Genomic DNA, 15,250 nt, shown 5'->3' with positions numbered 1-15,250 from the left:
GAATGTCTGTTGAACGGACTGTGTCCTCGGCCAGTCTAGTGACGAAACTTCGGGGCCTACGCGAACAGCCTCGACACCGGGAGCGGTGCCGAGGCTGTTCGGGTTCAGCTTCGAGTTCGAAGAAGGTGAAATCAGGCGTTGGCGGCCTTGTACTCGCGGCGGCGGCGATGCAGGATCGGCTCCGTGTATCCGCTGGGCTGCTTCGCGCCTTCGAGGATGAGTTCCTTGGCAGCCTGGAACGCGATGTTGGAATCGAAATCAGGTGCCATGTTGCGGTACTCGGCGTCGCCCTCGTTCTGACGGTCGACAACCGGGGCCATGCGCTCGAGTGCACTGACAACGTCGCTCTCGCTGACGATGCCGTGACGCAGCCAGTTGGCGAGTAGCTGGCTCGAGATGCGCAGCGTGGCGCGATCCTCCATGAGCGCGACATCGTGGATGTCGGGAACCTTGGAGCAACCGACGCCCGCGTCGATCCAACGGACCACGTAGCCGAGGATGGACTGGCAGTTGTTGTCGAGCTCTTCCTTCTTCTCCGCGTCCGTCCAGTCGGTGCTGGGAGCGAGCGGGATGGTCAGGATGTCGTCGACGCTCGCACGCGGCTTTCCCTTCAGGCTGTCCTGAACAGCGAACACGTCGACGCGGTGGTAGTGCGTCGCGTGCAGCGTTGCGCCGGTCGGCGAAGGTACCCATGCGGTGTTGGCGCCGGCCTTGGGGTGACCGATCTTCTGCTCGAGCATGTCTGCCATCAACTCGGTCATGGCCCACATGCCCTTGCCGATCTGAGCCTTGCCCTGCAGACCGCAGGCCAGACCGGTGTCGACGTTCCAGTCCTCGTACGCACCGATCCACTTCTGCTTCTTCATCTCGGCCTTGCGCACCATCGCGCCGGCTTCCATGGAGGTGTGGATCTCGTCGCCGGTGCGGTCGAGGAAGCCGGTGTTGATGAACACCACGCGGTCGACGGCTTCCTTGATGCAGGCAGCGAGGTTGACCGTCGTACGACGCTCCTCGTCCATGATGCCGACCTTGAGCGTGTTCTCCGGAAGCCCGAGGACCTGCTCGACACGGCCGAACAGTTCGGTGGTGAAGGCAACTTCCTCGGGACCGTGCTGCTTGGGCTTGACGATGTAGATCGAGCCGGTGCGGCTGTTGTCGAGCGGTCCGTTGGCGTCACTGATCGAGAGGCCGTGCACTGCACAGGCACTGGTGATCAAGGCGTCGAGGATGCCCTCGGGGACCTCGTTGCCGTCGGCGTCGAGGATCGCGGGGTTGGTCATGAGGTGACCGACGTTGCGGACGAACAGGAGCGAACGACCGTGCAGGCTGAGTTCGCTGCCGTCGACTGCGGTGTACTTACGGTCGCCGTTGAGCGTGCGGGTGAAGGACTTGGCGCCCTTCTTGATCTCCTCGGACAAGTCACCGCGGTTGAGACCCAACCAGTTTCGGTAGCCGACAACCTTGTCGTCGGCGTCGACAGCGGCGACCGAGTCCTCGAAGTCCATGATCGTGGTGACGGCGGATTCGAGAACGACGTCCTTGACGCCGGCGGCGTCGGTGCTGCCGATCGGGGACGAGGCGTCGATCTGGATCTCGGCGTGCAATCCGTTGTTCAGCAGCAGGATGCTCGTCGGTGCGTCCTTCTCGCCGAGGTAGCCGACGAACTTCTCCGGCTGGGCGAGCGTGGTGACAGTACCGTCTGCCAACGTGATCTTCAGTTCACTGCCGTCGACAACGTACTTGGTTGAATCTGCATGCGATCCCGACGCGAGAGGTGCTGCCGCATCGAGGAATTCACGCGCCCAGGCGATGACCTTGTCGCCGCGGACCTTGTTGTAGCCGGAACCCCTCTCGGCGCCGTTCTCCTCGGAGATGGCGTTGGTGCCGTACAGCGCGTCGTACAACGAACCCCAGCGGGCGTTGGACGCGTTGAGTGCGAAGCGCGCGTTGAGGATCGGCACGACCAACTGCGGGCCGGCCGTCGAGGTGATCTCGGTGTCGACGTTCGCGGTGGTGACCGAGAATTCGGCAGGCGTCGGCAGGAGGTAGCCGATTTCCTGCAGGAACGCCTTGTATGCAGCGGCGTCGATGGGAGCGCCGGCGTGATCGCGATGCCACTGATCGATCTGAGCCTGCAGATCGTCACGCTTGGCAAGCAAGTCGCGGTTCTTCGGTGCGAGCTCGGTGATGACCTTGTCGGCGCCGGCCCAGAACGTTTCGGCGTCTACACCGGTGCCGGGAAGAGCCTCCTCGACCACGAAGTCGTAGAGAACCTTGGCAACCTGAAGACTGCCGACCTGAACGCGCTCAGTCATGAATAGCCTCACTTTTCCGAAAGCGGAGCATCACATATGGATGCCATGAACCAACATCAATGTTACCTGGGAGTATTCCCACCGCTGTCCGCGCCCTGAGCTGCGATAATCGGGCGCGAAGAGCTGAAACGATCAAGTGAAATTCGTTCTGTCTAGAGTTTGCGCGCGGAAATCTCGAAACCAGCCGCGCGTAGACGCTCGACCAGGACGTCGCCGAGCGCTGTCGCTGGAGTCAAAACGCCGGTGCCCGGGGGAAGAGCCTTTTGGTCCTTCGCCAACGACAACGCAGATTCGCCGAGCATTACCGCCGTCGCGCTGTATCCCGGGTCGCCCTTCGCCTTCACTCGTGAGGTGTATCGGGCGCCGGTCGTGGTCGTGGTGAACACGTCGAGCGTGAAGTGGCCCTTCTTCTGGGTGCTCTCGCTCGGACCTTCACCGGGAGCCGGCAATACCTTGTCGAGAAGGAAGCGCGTCGGGGGAAGGGCGAGTCCGGCGACCAGCGCACCGAGGCCGACCGCCACGCCGCCCGCAATCACCGGTGACACCACCGAAGAGCCGACACTCATCACCTCGCTGTACTTGAACTTCTTGCCGTACGCCCACTCTCGGAGCGCATTGCTGCGACGGACGACTCGTGTGTTGTACGACGCCATCACGAACGGTGCCTTCCACCCCTTCAGTGAAGGATCGATCTTCTTGCCGTCGACCACGCTCACGTCGCTCTGTCGTCCGAGGTCAGGCTCCCGGTCACGATCGGGGCTAAGTGAATACGGCGAGGCCGCGAGTTTCCGCAGGCGCGCATCGTCTTTCGACACGTCGATCTGATTGCGAAGCGAATCGATCGTGCCACCGCTCACGCCGCCGCGCAGCGCCGTGACCACCAGCGTTGTGTCGGTGAGCTCACCGGCGCCGTCGGCAGTGACCTTCTCGTGGAGGACGTGAACTCCGAGATCGGAAGGGATGGAATCGAATCCGCAGGAATGGACGATCTTTGCGCCGGTCGAGACCGCCAGCTCATGGTTGGCGTCGATGCTCTCGCGGTGGAACAGCACCTCACCGGTGAGGTCGACGTAATGAGTTCCGGCGGAGGCGCATTCGTGAACGAGGGCGTGGCCGTACTTGGCATACGGGCCGACCGTGGTGGCGACGACCCGGCTTCGCTGGGCGAGCGCCTTCAATGCGGTGGCGTCGTCGGCGTCGGCAATGATCAGGGGGAGATCGGCCGCGGCGGTACCCAGATCGGCGCGAGTGGCTGCCAACTTCTCGAGGGAGCGGCCACCGAGGCCGATTTTTGTGCCTTCGGGAGCATGTTTGACGAGGTAGTCGGCGAGTAGCTTTCCGACGAAGCCGCTCGCTCCGTAGACGATGATGTCGAGTTCTCGGGCGGGCGAGGTTCCAGTCATGGAGCCAGCCTACAAACGAGCACCCGAAAGTGATGTGACCGAGGTCACTCGGCGGGGAAGGGCTCCTTGACGACGAGGATCGGAGCCTCCACTTCGAGCAGGAGACGCTGCAGCGGGCGTTCGAGGAGGAACTTGCCGATGGGGGACATCCGGCGTGTTCCGACGATCAGGAGATCGACACCCGCGTCGTGGACCAGGTCGACGAGCGCGGTAACCGGATCGCCGTCGTGCTCGGTGGTGCGCAGATCCCACTTCGTCTCCGAGAATCCACCGGCGTCGAGCGCTGACTGGATCTCGCCGCGAAGAGCGGCCCGATCGTCCTCGGTGTCTCCGAGGTTGACCGTGCCTCCGATGTTGACGTCGTCCAGGACGTGCAGAACCAGCAGTTCCTCGCTTCGACCCACGGATTCCCGTGCAGCGGCCACGATTGCGGCACGGCCTTCCGGGCTGTCCTTGTGTACGACGGCGATCGTCATGGTTCCTCCGAGTCGGTGAGCAGGTACGCACTCCATTATCGCCTGCAATGCCGTGCTCTACCTGAAATGAGCTACTCGACACGGGGGTTTGGGGGTGACGAGATCGCCACATCGGGGCGCCTAGGTGCCGCCCATCACGAATGCGGCGTGCTGCCGATCACCACGGCGAGGGTTTGTAATCCTTGAGGAAGCAGCCGTGCAGGTCGACGCCCAGTTCACCCTGAACGATGGGGTCGTAGACGCGGGCGGCACCGTCGACGAGGTCGAGTGGTGCGTGAAAACCTTCATCGGCCAACCGCATCTTGGTGAAGTGCGGGCGTTCGTCGGTGATCCAACCGGTGTCGACGGCGGTCATGAGGATGCCGTCGTCGAGCATTTCCTTGGAGCTGGTGCGGGTCAGCATGTTCAGTGCTGCCTTGGCCATGTTGGTATGCGGGTGGCCAGGGCCCTTGTATGCGCGGCTGAACTGGCCTTCCATGGCGGAGACATTCACGACGTACTTGCGTCGTGCAGCTGCCGCGGCCATCGACGGGCGCAAGCGTGAAACGAGGATGAAGGGCGCGACCGAGTTGCAGAGCTGGACTTCGAGAAGCTCGATCGGATCGACCTCTTCGACGGTCTGAACCCAGCTGTTGGTGTGCGCGAGGTCGGGCAGCAGCCCGCCCGCGTCGATGGCGATGCCCTGCTCGATGCGATCGGGTGACGCCGACTTGGCGACGAGTGCGAGTGAACTGACCGCGTCGGCGGACAGATTTCCGGAGGTGATGCTTGCGACGTCCGACAGCGATCCGGCCAGAGCCGCGGGGTGAGCGTCGCTCGTCTTGCCGAAGGTCAGGACATCAGGGAGTTCACCGGCGGGCAGCGCACCGGACTCGGCGTCGACCAGAGCGCCGTAGGCACCGGGGGAGCGTCGGACGGTTTGCGCGGCGTTGTTGATGAGGATGTCGAGTGGACCCTGTGCGGCAACGGAATCCGCGAGTGCAACAACCTGGGCGGGGTCGCGGAGGTCGATGCCGACGATGCGCAGACGGTGAATCCAGTCGTTGCTGTCTTCCATCGCTTTGAATCGGCGGATCGCGTCGTTGGGGAATCGCGTCGTGATGGTCAGATGTGCGCCGTCACGCAGCAGGCGCAACGCGATGTACATGCCGATCTTCGCGCGGCCGCCGGTCAGAAGTGCGCGTCGGCCGGTGAGATCAGTGCTGGCATCACGTTTGCTGCGGCTGGTGGCAGCGCAATCGGGGCACAGTTGGTGGTAGAAGGCGTCGACTGCGGTGTAGCGCTGCTTGCAGATGTAGCACGGCCGCGCCTTGATGAGCGTTCCGGCGGAGGCGCCGGCGGTGTTCGACTTGATCGGAATGCCTGCGGTCTCGTCGTCGATGCGATCGGGTGAACCGGTGGCAGTCGCAGCGACCACTTGGCGGTCGGCTTCGTTGACGGCTGCGCGCGAGGCGAGGCGACGCTTCTTCTTGAGTCGCTTGAACAGATGGCCGACAGCGCGCTGCATGGTGATCGAATCGGGATGCTCGTCGTCGAGTTCGGCGGCTTCGGAAAGGACCTTCAGGCAGATTTCGAGTTCCGCGGGGTCGAGTCCGGTGAGTTCGGCTCGAGCAGATTCTGAATCGGCTGTTTCCAGCGAATCTGCCTGCAGTGCATCCGACTTCTTGGTGTCTGTATCCACTTCGAACTTCTGTTCCATCTCGATCGCCGCTCGCGCGGACTGTTCCCTGGTGCGGGAACTTCGCCAATTACGAGAAAAGCTCCGGTTCGATGAACCGGAGCTTTTCCTGTCTGTCTCAACACAGAGTGTCCGAGGGGGGACTTGAACCCCCACGTCCGTTAATAGGACACTAGCACCTCAAGCTAGCGCGTCTGCCATTCCGCCACTCGGACTCGGCCCCGATTTCTCGGTGCTGGGAAAGAGTATCCGATGCCATCCCCAGGTCCCAAATCGCCCCACTGCTGTGCGCCTTTATTAACCGCCGGGGGTTAATAAAGGCGCACAGCAAAAAGACCCCAACCTGATCAGGCTGGGATCTTTCTGCTGTATTCGAGTGTCCGAGGGGGGACTTGAACCCCCACGTCCGTTAATAGGACACTAGCACCTCAAGCTAGCGCGTCTGCCATTCCGCCACTCGGACTCGGCCCCGATTTCTCGGTGCTGGGAAAGAGTATCCGATTAGGTGAGCTGCCCCAAATCGCCAGGTTGCGGGGCATTCCGGTCGCCCGCGTCGTTTGATTCGATGGTAGGAAAGTGGAATGACCACAACCCCGAATAATCCGAATCCGAGCAGAGCCGAAGCAGAAGTAGTCGAACTGGTCAGTTCCCTCATCCGCTTCGACACCTCGAACACGGGAGAACTCGAAACCACCAAAGGCGAGCGTGCGTGCGCGGAGTGGGTTGCCGCGCAGCTTCAAGAAGTCGGTTACGAGACGGAATACGTCGAGTCCGGAGCACCCGGCCGAGGAAATGTCTTTGCTCGTTTGAAGGGAGCCGAGTCTGGTCGTGGTGCGTTGATGCTTCACGGTCACCTCGACGTAGTTCCGGCCGAGCCCGCCGACTGGAGCGTCCATCCCTTTGCCGGCACCGTCCAGGACGGTTACGTCTGGGGGCGCGGCGCCGTGGACATGAAGGACATGGTCGGGATGATCCTGGCCCTCGCCAGACAGTTCAAGGCGGAAGGCGTCGTACCGCCGCGTGATCTGGTGTTCGCCTTCGTGGCGGACGAGGAAGCTGGCGGAAAGTACGGATGCCAGTGGCTGGTCGAGCACCGCCCGGATCTGTTCGAGGGAGTGACCGAGGCCGTGGGTGAGGTCGGCGGTTTCTCGCTGACGGTTCCGCGGCCTGACGGAACCGACCGCCGGCTCTACCTCGTGGAGACTGCGGAAAAGGGCCTAGGTTGGATGCGTCTGACTGCCAAGGGACGCGCCGGGCACGGCTCCTTCCTCCACGACGACAACGCGGTCGCGACACTCGCCGGCGCGGTCTCGAGGCTTGCTGCCCACCAGTTCCCGATCGTGATCTCTGATTCGGTCGCGGAGTTCCTGACCGCCGTCGGCGAGGAGACCGGATTGGACTTCGATCCGGGATCACCCGACATCGACGGGACTCTCGCGAAGTTGGGGACGATCGCCAACATCATCGGGGCGACGTTCCGTGACACGGCGAACCCGACGATGCTCAAGGCCGGATACAAGGCGAACGTCATTCCGCAGACTGCCGAGGCGGTCTTCGACTGCCGCGTGCTGCCGGGACGGCAGGCCGAATTCGAGCGCACGGTGGACCAACTGATCGGTCCCGACGTGACCCGCGAGTGGATCACCAAGCTGGATTCGTACGAAACAACGTTCGACGGCCACCTCGTAGACGCCATGAACGAGGCGATCCTCGCCCACGATCCGGAGGCTCGCACAGTTCCGTACATGCTCTCCGGCGGAACCGACGCGAAGGCATTCGCGAAACTGGGCATTCGCTGCTTCGGCTTCGCGCCGTTGCAGTTGCCGCCCGAGCTGGATTTCAGCGCGCTGTTCCACGGCGTCGACGAGCGAGTTCCGGTGGACGCACTACTGTTCGGGACACGTGTTCTGGAACATTTCCTGCTCAATTCCTGACGAGCACGTAGATAGATCCGTGAGCTCGACGCACATCGAGCTCTCTTGTCACAGAAAGGATTCGCATGGCGCACGATCCGTACGAACCATTGCCAAAGTTGCCGAGTTTCGAGCTGACCAGTGACGACATCACTGCGGGCCAGCCGCTGAAGCTTGCTCAGGCCAGTGGAGCCTTCGGTGTCCCCGGTGGCGAAGACATCTCACCGCAGCTCTCGTGGTCCGGCTTTCCGGCCGAGACGAAGAGCTTCGTCGTGACGGTGTTCGATCCGGACGCACCGACTGCGTCGGGGTTCTGGCACTGGGCCGTGGCGAACATCCCCGCTTCCGTCACCGAGCTCCCCGCCGGTGCCGGCGCGGCGGACAGCGATGTCCTGCCCGCCGGAACCGTCACCCTCCGCCACGACGGTGGTGGGTTCGGTTTCATCGGTGCAGGCCCGCCTCCCGGGCACGGTCCGCATCGCTACATCGTCGCGGTGCATGCCCTCGACGTGGAGACACTCGACGGAGTCACCCCTGACTCGTCGCCGGCGTTCCTCGGTTTCAACGTGTTCCATCACGCGATTGCGCGTGCAACCTTGACCGGGACGTTCGAGGTCGAATAGTCACTTTGCTGTGCGCCTTTATTAACCGCGGGCGGTTAATAAAGGCGCACAGCACTCTCTAGCGAGGGTTCTCAGCTCCCACAGCCTGGGCGATCGACGAGAAACCCGCTGCGCGGACCCGCTTGGCTATCCCCTTGTGGATGCTGCGAGCCCAGAACGGTCCGCCGTAGATGAAGCCGGTGTATCCCTGCACCAGCGTCGCGCCGGCGAGGATCCGTTCCCACGCCTGATCGGCCGTCTCGATACCGCCGACCGAGATGATGGTCATCTTGTCGCCCACTCGGGCGTACAGGCGCCGAAGTACTTCGAGTGAGCGCTCGGCGACCGGTGCACCGGACAGCCCGCCTGCGCCGAGTGCAGCTACCTCGGCGTCCGGGGTCTTCAAACCGTCGCGACGGATCGTGGTGTTGGTCGCGACGATTCCGGCAAGTCCGAGTTCGATTGCCAGATCGGCGACCGCGTCGACGTCCTCGTCCGAGAGGTCGGGCGCGATCTTCACCAGTACCGGCACGCTGACGGTGTCGAGCACGGCCTGCAGGATCGGGCGCAGTGATTCGACGGCCTGCAGATCACGGAGTCCAGGTGTGTTCGGCGAGCTGACATTCACGACCATGAAGTCGGCCAGCGGACCCAGAAGCTGCGCGCTGGCGGTGTAGTCGGCAGCGGCGTCGGCGGCTTCGACGATCTTGGTCTTGCCGATGTTGGCACCGATCGGCACCGTGACGCGGCGCTGTCGCAGGAAATTCGCCGCGTGACCAGCGCCGTGGTTGTTGAAGCCCATCCGGTTGATCAGAGCGCGGTCGGCCGGAAGACGGAAGAGACGCGGCGCGGGGTTACCGGGCTGAGCCTGGGCCGTCACTGTTCCGACCTCGGCGAAACCGAATCCCAACGGGCCCCAGGCGTCGACGCCGGTGGCGTCCTTGTCGAATCCTGCGGCGAGGCCGAGAGGTGCCGGGAACGTCAGACCGAATGCCTGACTCCGCAGAACCGGGTCGTCGACGACAAGGACTTTTGCGACCAGCCAGCGAAGGGGAGCGAACCGTGTCACCAGTTTCATCGCGGTGAAGGCAATGTGGTGGATGCGTTCCGGTGGGACCCGGAACATCAGGCTCAGCAGCAGTTGGTACACGATTCTCCAGCTCTTCGATGGTGTGATTTTGTCAGCGGTTTCGACAGCGGCGGGCCCTGGTCGTCTGTTGAACGATCAGTGCTGAATGCCGTCCGGATCGGTCACGTGCAGCGGCGTCTTCTTTCGCTTGAGGAGCACGCGACGACTGCCGTCGGGGTAGAGACGGACTCGGGAGAGTTCCCATCCGCCGAACTCGGCGGAGATCGCCAGACGCATCGACGCCGTGACCCGCGAAACGTTCGGCGGTAGTCGAAGTGGCACATAGTCGAACTTGTCGTCCGACGTCTCCCACTGCGCGGGGATCCCGCGCGTACGCTTTTCCATCAGTTCTCCCGTGACGGGATGACCTGCAGCCCGTCACCGGTTGCCGATCCGACGATCAGATTGCCGTTGGAAGAGTCTACGGCCAACGAATTCGGCTGTCGCACCGTCTTGAACCGTCCGGTCTCCACGGGGATGCCGGACGACAGATCGAAGCCGACCACTTCGTTGGTCGCGGTCAGCGTGACCCACACCCGATCCGCGGCCTCGTCGTAGGCAACGGCGTACGGCGACTCGCCGACGGGGTAGCGCTGGTGCATCAGGAGCGGATCGGCAGTGAAGACGAGCAGTTCGTTGCCGGTGGTGTCGGTGACCAGAATGCGTCCGAAGCGATCGGTGGCCAGATGAGTTGCGCCCTCACCGGCGCGGAGAGCGACGCCGAGTTTGCCGTCTTCGAGGTTGATCGCCGTCAGCGAGGTCTGACGGTGATCGAGGGCGCTCAGGTTGTCGCCGGTGACCGCGAGTTCGTCGACGGACGCGAATCCCGAAACCGTCTGTGACTGATCGGTCTTCGGGTCGACGATGTGAACTGAGCCATTGTCCGTGCCGATCGCGATGCGGCCGTCGTTGAGTTCGACCGCTGAATTCGCCTGCCCGTCTACCGGGATGGACGTCTGTTCGCCCGAAGTCAGATTCAGCTTCACGACCTGGCGATCCATCGACAGAAGAGCGCTACCGTCAGAGCCGATCGAAACGTCACGTACGTCGGAATCCAGGGCTGTCGGACGACCTGCAGAGGCGGGGTCGGCGCCGGCCAAACTGTCCGAAGAAACGACCAGCACCGATCGGGGGTCGTTGGCAACCAGAACGGCGCTGCGCGTGATCGGGTCGAATGTGATGGAATCGATCAGACCTGAATACGGGTGAACCACGCCGTCCGGGGTGCTGGTGGTGGCCGGTGAGACCGCTGCCGTTGCGGGATCGATCGTGATGAGGTCGTCTCCGCCATCTCCGGAAGAACATCCTGTGACCAGCAGAACCGCCGCCCCCATTGCTGCTGCAGTGGTGCGGATCCCTAGGCGAGCCATGTGTAGTTCCTCTTTTTCTTGTCATCTGTTCTTCACGCAGTGCGACTGTCATCGATCATCCCTGATCGCAGTCGGGCGCCGTTCATCGCGTCGAGGAACTACCGACCATTCCGCTCACACCCTTGACGCGATACCGTACGAACAGCGATTGCGGTTGACGCTGCAATCACCGAGGAGATCATTGTGATTCCCACAGAACCCACCGATTCCGGCGCGCAGTCGCCCGAACCGGCGCGGCCGGGCTTCGAGATCGAGGACCTCACCGTCGGCGCTCACGCACACGGTTTCGGCAGGTCCGACGGTCGAACTTTCGCGTTCCGCGTACGAAAGAGCATGCTGTTCGTCGAGGTATACGGCGAATACTGCGAGCACAGTGTGCCGACCCCTGCAGACGTTGTCGCCACCGCGGAGCGATCGGTGACCGACATCGATCTGACCGACGAGCGAAGCATCGCCGGTGTGGTCCGCGACGCAGTTCTGTCCACGGAGGCTGATTGGTCACAGCCCGGTCCCGGTGACGGAGTTCGTGACGGCGACGGCCGCAGCCTGCCGACGGTGAGAGCCGTCCTGAACAGGCTGGGATCGATCATCGATTCTGTTCGGTGAATTCTCGGCGCGGGATGACCAGCGTTGCTCCGGTTGTCGGATGCGGGAACACCTCGACCGGATAACCGTAGACGCGGGTCAGAAGCTCTTCGTGCAACACCGATTCCGGGGGACCGTCAGCGGCGATGCGGCCGTTTTCGAGCACGACGATCCGATCCGCGTACGCCGCTGCCAACGCGAGGTCGTGCAAAACGACGACGACGGCATCGCCGTCCGCAGCGCGAGCGCGCGCCACGGACATCACCGCCTCCTGGTGTCCGAGATCGAGAGCTGCAGTCGGCTCGTCCAGCAGGATGGTCGACGTTTCCTGTGCCAGTACCCGGGCCAGCGCGACCCGCGCTTGCTCGCCGCCGGACAGCACGGCGAACGGCCGATTGGCGAACCCCTCGACATCGCAGGTCTTCATCGCCGCGGTGATAGCAGCGCCGTCGCGGTCTTCTCGGCGAGTTCCGGTCCATGGCGCACGTCCCATACGAACCACCTGGCGAGCGCTGAACGAAAATCCGATGGTGTGTTTCTGGGGGAGCACCGCGCGTCGGCGCGCCATGTCGATCGGCGACCACTGAGTGAGGTCGGTGCCGTCAACGTCCACCCGCCCAGCGATGACGGGCTGATCACCGGCCAACGCCGCAAGAAGAGTCGACTTACCGGCGCCGTTCGGTCCGACGAGAACGACTAGCTCGCCTGCCCGGACTTCGATGGACACGCCTTCCAGAATCTGCCGACCACCGCGTTCGACGGTGATGTCGCGCGCCTCGAGGGTGACATCACCGACGGCTGGGCTCTTCGGTTCGGGGGTGACGCGGCCGAACAGTTCGCGCCAGTTTCTTACGAGGCTGCTCATGCCCACCCGCCCTGTTGCGCGCGCGTGCGTCGGAGAAGCCAGAAGAAGAAGGGGCCGCCCACCAGAGCGGTCAGCATTCCGAGGGGCAGGTCTGCGTTGTCGATCAGCGACCGCGAGCCCAGATCTGCGACAAGCAGAACCAGTGCGCCGGCGAGGGCGCTCGCCGGAATCAGCGCGCGGTGGCCAGGTCCGACGAGAATGCGCATCAGGTGCGGAACGACCAGACCGACGAAGAGGATGATGCCGGTGAAGGCAACACTCGCCGAGACCAAGAGAGCGACGATCAGTACCGCGAACTGGCGAAGCCGTTCGACGTTGACGCCCAGATGACGGGCCGCGTGTTCACCGAGCGCCAGCAGGTCGAGACGTGGGGCGATCATCATGGTCGCGGCGATCCCGACGACGGTCATCGGCGCCACGATCAGGACTGCGTTCCAGGAAGCGCCGTTGAGTGAGCCGAGTTGCCAGAACACGATCTGATCGCGAGCGGACGGGCTGGCGACGAAGGTGAAGAACGCGATGAGCCCGCCGGCGAACGCGTTGATCGCGACGCCCGTCAGCACCAACGTCACTACTTCCGTTCGGCCTTCGTGCCGAGCCAGCAGGTAGACCGCCGCGGTGGTGACCAGCCCGGCGACGAACGCAGCCGCAGCAACGGCCCAGCCGGCCACGAACGTTCCCCCGACGACGATGACAGCACTCGCGCCAACTGCCGCGCCCGCAGACACTCCGATCACTCCGGGTTCTGCGAGCGGATTGGAGAACACACCCTGCAGGAGCGCACCGGAACATCCCAGCGCCGCGCCGACACAGATGGCGAGCACGACGCGGGGGAATCGAACCTCCCACAAAGTCACTTCACCGCTGGGATGGGCGGGCATCGGACCGAGGTCGAGCCCGATGCGATGCAGGATGCTGCCCAAAACCTCGAGTGGCGACGTCGGAACTTGACCGATGCACGCCGACAGCACCGCAACGATCACCAGGGCGAGAGTCAAGCTGACCAGAACCGCACTCACCCGCGACCGCGACGCGGGGCCAGACGCCGACTTGTCGGCGCCCCCGACGTCGTGTGAATCCTCGGCTGCGGACACAGTCTTACCTGCTTCGGAACTACCTGTCTCTGTACTCACGAATCAGCACTCACGAATCTTTGCTCACGATCCACCGGGCTCGTAGATCGCTTCGGCGAGTGCCGCCATGACGCGTCCGGTGTTCGGCCCGAAGCTGAGCAGTACACCGTCCGCCATGTCGACTACTCGTTTGTTCTTTCCAGCCGGCGTCTGAGCGATGCCAGGGACCTTTTCGAGGCCGTCGATTCCGCCGATCGATGCCAATCCGTCCGTCATCATCAGCAGGGCGTCAGGCGCTGCGGCGATGAGCGCTTCGCTGGTGATGGGCACGAACTGTTGTGTGATGCCCGAGGCGGTTCCTGCATCGGTGGCGCCGAGTGCCTCGATCAAGGAATCTGCTCCGGACCCTTCACCGCCGATCATGGTGATGGCCGATCCGCGCATGTAGAGGAATGCGATTTTCAGTGGATCGCCCTCGGTGGGGACCAGGTCACGAGCTCCAGCGATTTCCGATTCGGTCCGATCGACCAGCGCCGCGCCCTGGGCGGGGACGCCGAGCGCGTCGGCGACGGCCTGGAGTTGTCCCGGCACACCCTCGAGTGTTCGGGTCGGATCGAAGAAGACGACGGGAACACCGGCGGCGCGCAACTGATCCTGGACGCTCTTGGGCCCGATACTGGTGTCGGTGAGAACAACGGTGGGATTGAGGTCGAGAATTGCCTCGGTGTTGAGCGATTGGCCGCCGACCGTGACAACCGGCACGTCCGCGACTGCGGGGAACTTGGCGGCGGTGTCGCGGCCGACGAGATTGTCACCGAGGCCGAGCGCCACCGTCGTCGTCGCGAGCGTCCCGTAGCGGTCGGCCGCAACAATCCGGCTGTTGTCGGTGATGGTCACGTCGACGCCGTCGAAGCTCTTCACCGTCACGGGCAGTGTCGCGGTCGGGTTGTCGGACACGGGAACCGGGCTGGAATCTTCGAGTACCGCGGTCCTGGCACCCTGAGATGTCGTGGAATTGTCGCTGGGACCGCAAGCCACCAGACCGAAACCGGCTGCTGCGACCAGAGCCGCCGCGGCCAAGCGCTTCATCATTTGACGAGGTAGCTCTCGATGTCGCCTTCGAGGTCGGCGAACAGGTCGCCGTTGAGGCGGTATGCCAGATTCACCTCGTCGATGAAACGCTGCTGTTCCTCGGCGGGAATCTGCAGTGCATCCAGATTCGAGCGGTAGTCGTCCTTGAAAGGCTTCGGCTTGGGGATGCCTTCGAAGATGTAGAAGCGAAGTCCGTCGGTCTCGAATCCGTAGGCGCGTTCGAGCATCCGGCGGATGATCTGTCCGCCCGAGAGATCGCCCATGTACCGAAGGTAGTGATGTGCGACGAAGCCGGCAGGCCAGTCGAACGCCACCTCCTTCAGGCGGGCGATGTAGCGCTCGGTTGCCGGCAGTGCCACGAGTTCGTCGCGCCAGTTCGGTCCGCCGAGGAACTCGAGATCGGCCTCGAGTGAAGCCACGCGCAACAGATCCTCGGACAGGAACGGGGCGACCAACTCGTTGTCGGCGTGTGTGCGGCCGGCCTCTTCGAGGCTCGTGTAGACGAGGTACGTCTGTCCCAGAAGTGCGGCGTAGCCAGCCGTGGTCAGCTCACCGCCGAGTAGTGCGCCTACGAATCGCGACTGCTCCGTCTCGCGGTGTGCTGCGTCCGTCTCGGTCTTGATTCGTTCGGAGAAGGCTGGGCCTGCGTCTGCGGAAAGGCTGTCTACGTCGAGCGTGGTCATTGATTCTCCTGAGGCTGTAGTCAAGCGTTGCCTACTAGGTTAGCCTGCCCTCGCCAACACGATACC

14 protein-coding genes and 2 tRNA genes are annotated in these 15,250 nt (G+C 63.5%); 3 read left to right on the top strand and 13 right to left on the bottom strand.

Going from position 1 to position 15,250, the window contains the following annotated elements; translation table 11 throughout:
* Window positions 1-131 precede the first annotated feature (131 nt).
* The 6 genes from P0M12_RS27795 to P0M12_RS27770 form a co-directional block, all read right to left on the bottom strand.
* On the bottom strand, window positions 132-2,315 hold the full coding sequence (locus P0M12_RS27795) for a malate synthase G (protein ID WP_277377141.1): 2,184 nt from the start codon (window positions 2,313-2,315) through the stop codon (window positions 132-134).
* Between the two features lie 152 nt (window positions 2,316-2,467).
* Window positions 2,468-3,718: a saccharopine dehydrogenase NADP-binding domain-containing protein gene (locus tag P0M12_RS27790; protein WP_277377140.1), complete on the bottom strand. Its 1,251-nt coding sequence runs from the start codon at window positions 3,716-3,718 to the stop codon at window positions 2,468-2,470.
* A gap of 44 nt (window positions 3,719-3,762) precedes the next feature.
* Window positions 3,763-4,194 (bottom strand): universal stress protein, encoded by a 432-nt coding sequence (locus P0M12_RS27785; protein ID WP_065455767.1) that lies wholly within the window; start codon window positions 4,192-4,194, stop codon window positions 3,763-3,765.
* Window positions 4,195-4,351: 157 nt separating this feature from the next.
* Window positions 4,352-5,893: an SDR family NAD(P)-dependent oxidoreductase gene (locus tag P0M12_RS27780; RefSeq protein WP_074447104.1), complete on the bottom strand. Its 1,542-nt coding sequence runs from the start codon at window positions 5,891-5,893 to the stop codon at window positions 4,352-4,354.
* A 108-nt stretch (window positions 5,894-6,001) separates the two neighbouring features.
* Window positions 6,002-6,087, bottom strand: a tRNA-Leu gene (locus P0M12_RS27775).
* A 162-nt stretch (window positions 6,088-6,249) separates the two neighbouring features.
* Window positions 6,250-6,335, bottom strand: a tRNA-Leu gene (locus P0M12_RS27770).
* A 118-nt stretch (window positions 6,336-6,453) separates the two neighbouring features.
* Here P0M12_RS27770 and P0M12_RS27765 point away from each other — a divergent pair.
* Both P0M12_RS27765 and P0M12_RS27760 read left to right on the top strand, forming a co-directional pair.
* Window positions 6,454-7,806: a M20/M25/M40 family metallo-hydrolase gene (locus tag P0M12_RS27765; protein ID WP_003946170.1), complete on the top strand. Its 1,353-nt coding sequence runs from the start codon at window positions 6,454-6,456 to the stop codon at window positions 7,804-7,806.
* 65 nt (window positions 7,807-7,871) lie between these two features.
* Window positions 7,872-8,408: a YbhB/YbcL family Raf kinase inhibitor-like protein gene (locus P0M12_RS27760; RefSeq protein WP_007733394.1), complete on the top strand. Its 537-nt coding sequence runs from the start codon at window positions 7,872-7,874 to the stop codon at window positions 8,406-8,408.
* 58 nt (window positions 8,409-8,466) lie between these two features.
* Here P0M12_RS27760 and P0M12_RS27755 read toward each other — a convergent pair whose 3' ends face one another.
* From P0M12_RS27755 to P0M12_RS27745, 3 genes are all read right to left on the bottom strand, one after another.
* Complete coding sequence (locus P0M12_RS27755) at window positions 8,467-9,537, bottom strand: quinone-dependent dihydroorotate dehydrogenase (RefSeq protein ID WP_003946149.1); 1,071 nt, start codon at window positions 9,535-9,537, stop codon at window positions 8,467-8,469.
* Between the two features lie 75 nt (window positions 9,538-9,612).
* The gene (locus P0M12_RS27750; protein ID WP_003946171.1) at window positions 9,613-9,861 is read right to left on the bottom strand and encodes a DUF5703 family protein; all 249 of its coding nucleotides are present in this window, start codon (window positions 9,859-9,861) and stop codon (window positions 9,613-9,615) included.
* Window positions 9,861-10,886 (bottom strand): hypothetical protein, encoded by a 1,026-nt coding sequence (locus P0M12_RS27745; RefSeq protein WP_030537526.1) that lies wholly within the window; start codon window positions 10,884-10,886, stop codon window positions 9,861-9,863. The genes P0M12_RS27750 and P0M12_RS27745 overlap by 1 nt, the downstream gene beginning before the upstream one ends.
* A 183-nt stretch (window positions 10,887-11,069) precedes the next feature.
* On the opposite strand from P0M12_RS27745, the gene P0M12_RS27740 reads away from it, so the two are divergent.
* Window positions 11,070-11,492: a hypothetical protein gene (locus tag P0M12_RS27740; RefSeq protein WP_030537527.1), complete on the top strand. Its 423-nt coding sequence runs from the start codon at window positions 11,070-11,072 to the stop codon at window positions 11,490-11,492.
* Here P0M12_RS27740 and P0M12_RS27735 read toward each other — a convergent pair.
* The 4 genes from P0M12_RS27735 to P0M12_RS27720 form a co-directional block, all read right to left on the bottom strand.
* Window positions 11,473-12,336, bottom strand: a complete 864-nt coding sequence (locus tag P0M12_RS27735; protein ID WP_007733386.1) for a heme ABC transporter ATP-binding protein — start codon at window positions 12,334-12,336, stop codon at window positions 11,473-11,475. The genes P0M12_RS27740 and P0M12_RS27735 overlap by 20 nt on opposite strands.
* A complete protein-coding gene (locus tag P0M12_RS27730) occupies window positions 12,333-13,430 on the bottom strand; it encodes an iron ABC transporter permease (protein ID WP_030537529.1) in 1,098 nt (365 codons plus the stop codon). The genes P0M12_RS27735 and P0M12_RS27730 overlap by 4 nt, the downstream gene beginning before the upstream one ends.
* Before the next feature lie 63 nt (window positions 13,431-13,493).
* Window positions 13,494-14,501: an ABC transporter substrate-binding protein gene (locus P0M12_RS27725; RefSeq protein WP_003946195.1), complete on the bottom strand. Its 1,008-nt coding sequence runs from the start codon at window positions 14,499-14,501 to the stop codon at window positions 13,494-13,496.
* Complete coding sequence (locus P0M12_RS27720) at window positions 14,498-15,184, bottom strand: biliverdin-producing heme oxygenase (RefSeq protein ID WP_003946162.1); 687 nt, start codon at window positions 15,182-15,184, stop codon at window positions 14,498-14,500. Before P0M12_RS27720 ends, P0M12_RS27725 begins: the two co-directional genes overlap by 4 nt.
* Between the last annotated feature and the right edge of the window lie 66 nt (window positions 15,185-15,250).

This window comes from Rhodococcus sp. RCBS9 (assembly GCF_029457415.1).
Lineage (GTDB): Bacteria > Actinomycetota > Actinomycetes > Mycobacteriales > Mycobacteriaceae > Rhodococcus_F > Rhodococcus_F qingshengii.
Note: the sequence above shows the minus strand (reverse complement) of the source record. Positions and strands in the feature narration are given on the sequence as shown.

What these genes read in the sequence shown, in the direction of transcription:
- P0M12_RS27795 (WP_277377141.1), bottom strand. Translation starts at nt 2,315, where the DNA reads ATGACTGAGCGCGTTCAGGTCGGCAGTCTTCAGGTTGCCAAGGTTCTC.
- P0M12_RS27760 (WP_007733394.1), top strand. Translation starts at nt 7,872, where the DNA reads ATGGCGCACGATCCGTACGAACCATTGCCAAAGTTGCCGAGTTTCGAG.
- P0M12_RS27735 (WP_007733386.1), bottom strand. Translation starts at nt 12,336, where the DNA reads ATGAGCAGCCTCGTAAGAAACTGGCGCGAACTGTTCGGCCGCGTCACC.
- P0M12_RS27765 (WP_003946170.1), top strand. Translation starts at nt 6,454, where the DNA reads ATGACCACAACCCCGAATAATCCGAATCCGAGCAGAGCCGAAGCAGAA.
- P0M12_RS27750 (WP_003946171.1), bottom strand. Translation starts at nt 9,861, where the DNA reads ATGGAAAAGCGTACGCGCGGGATCCCCGCGCAGTGGGAGACGTCGGAC.
- P0M12_RS27790 (WP_277377140.1), bottom strand. Translation starts at nt 3,718, where the DNA reads ATGACTGGAACCTCGCCCGCCCGAGAACTCGACATCATCGTCTACGGA.
- P0M12_RS27780 (WP_074447104.1), bottom strand. Translation starts at nt 5,893, where the DNA reads ATGGAACAGAAGTTCGAAGTGGATACAGACACCAAGAAGTCGGATGCA.
- P0M12_RS27720 (WP_003946162.1), bottom strand. Translation starts at nt 15,184, where the DNA reads ATGACCACGCTCGACGTAGACAGCCTTTCCGCAGACGCAGGCCCAGCC.
- P0M12_RS27725 (WP_003946195.1), bottom strand. Translation starts at nt 14,501, where the DNA reads ATGATGAAGCGCTTGGCCGCGGCGGCTCTGGTCGCAGCAGCCGGTTTC.
- P0M12_RS27745 (WP_030537526.1), bottom strand. Translation starts at nt 10,886, where the DNA reads ATGGCTCGCCTAGGGATCCGCACCACTGCAGCAGCAATGGGGGCGGCG.
- P0M12_RS27785 (WP_065455767.1), bottom strand. Translation starts at nt 4,194, where the DNA reads ATGACGATCGCCGTCGTACACAAGGACAGCCCGGAAGGCCGTGCCGCA.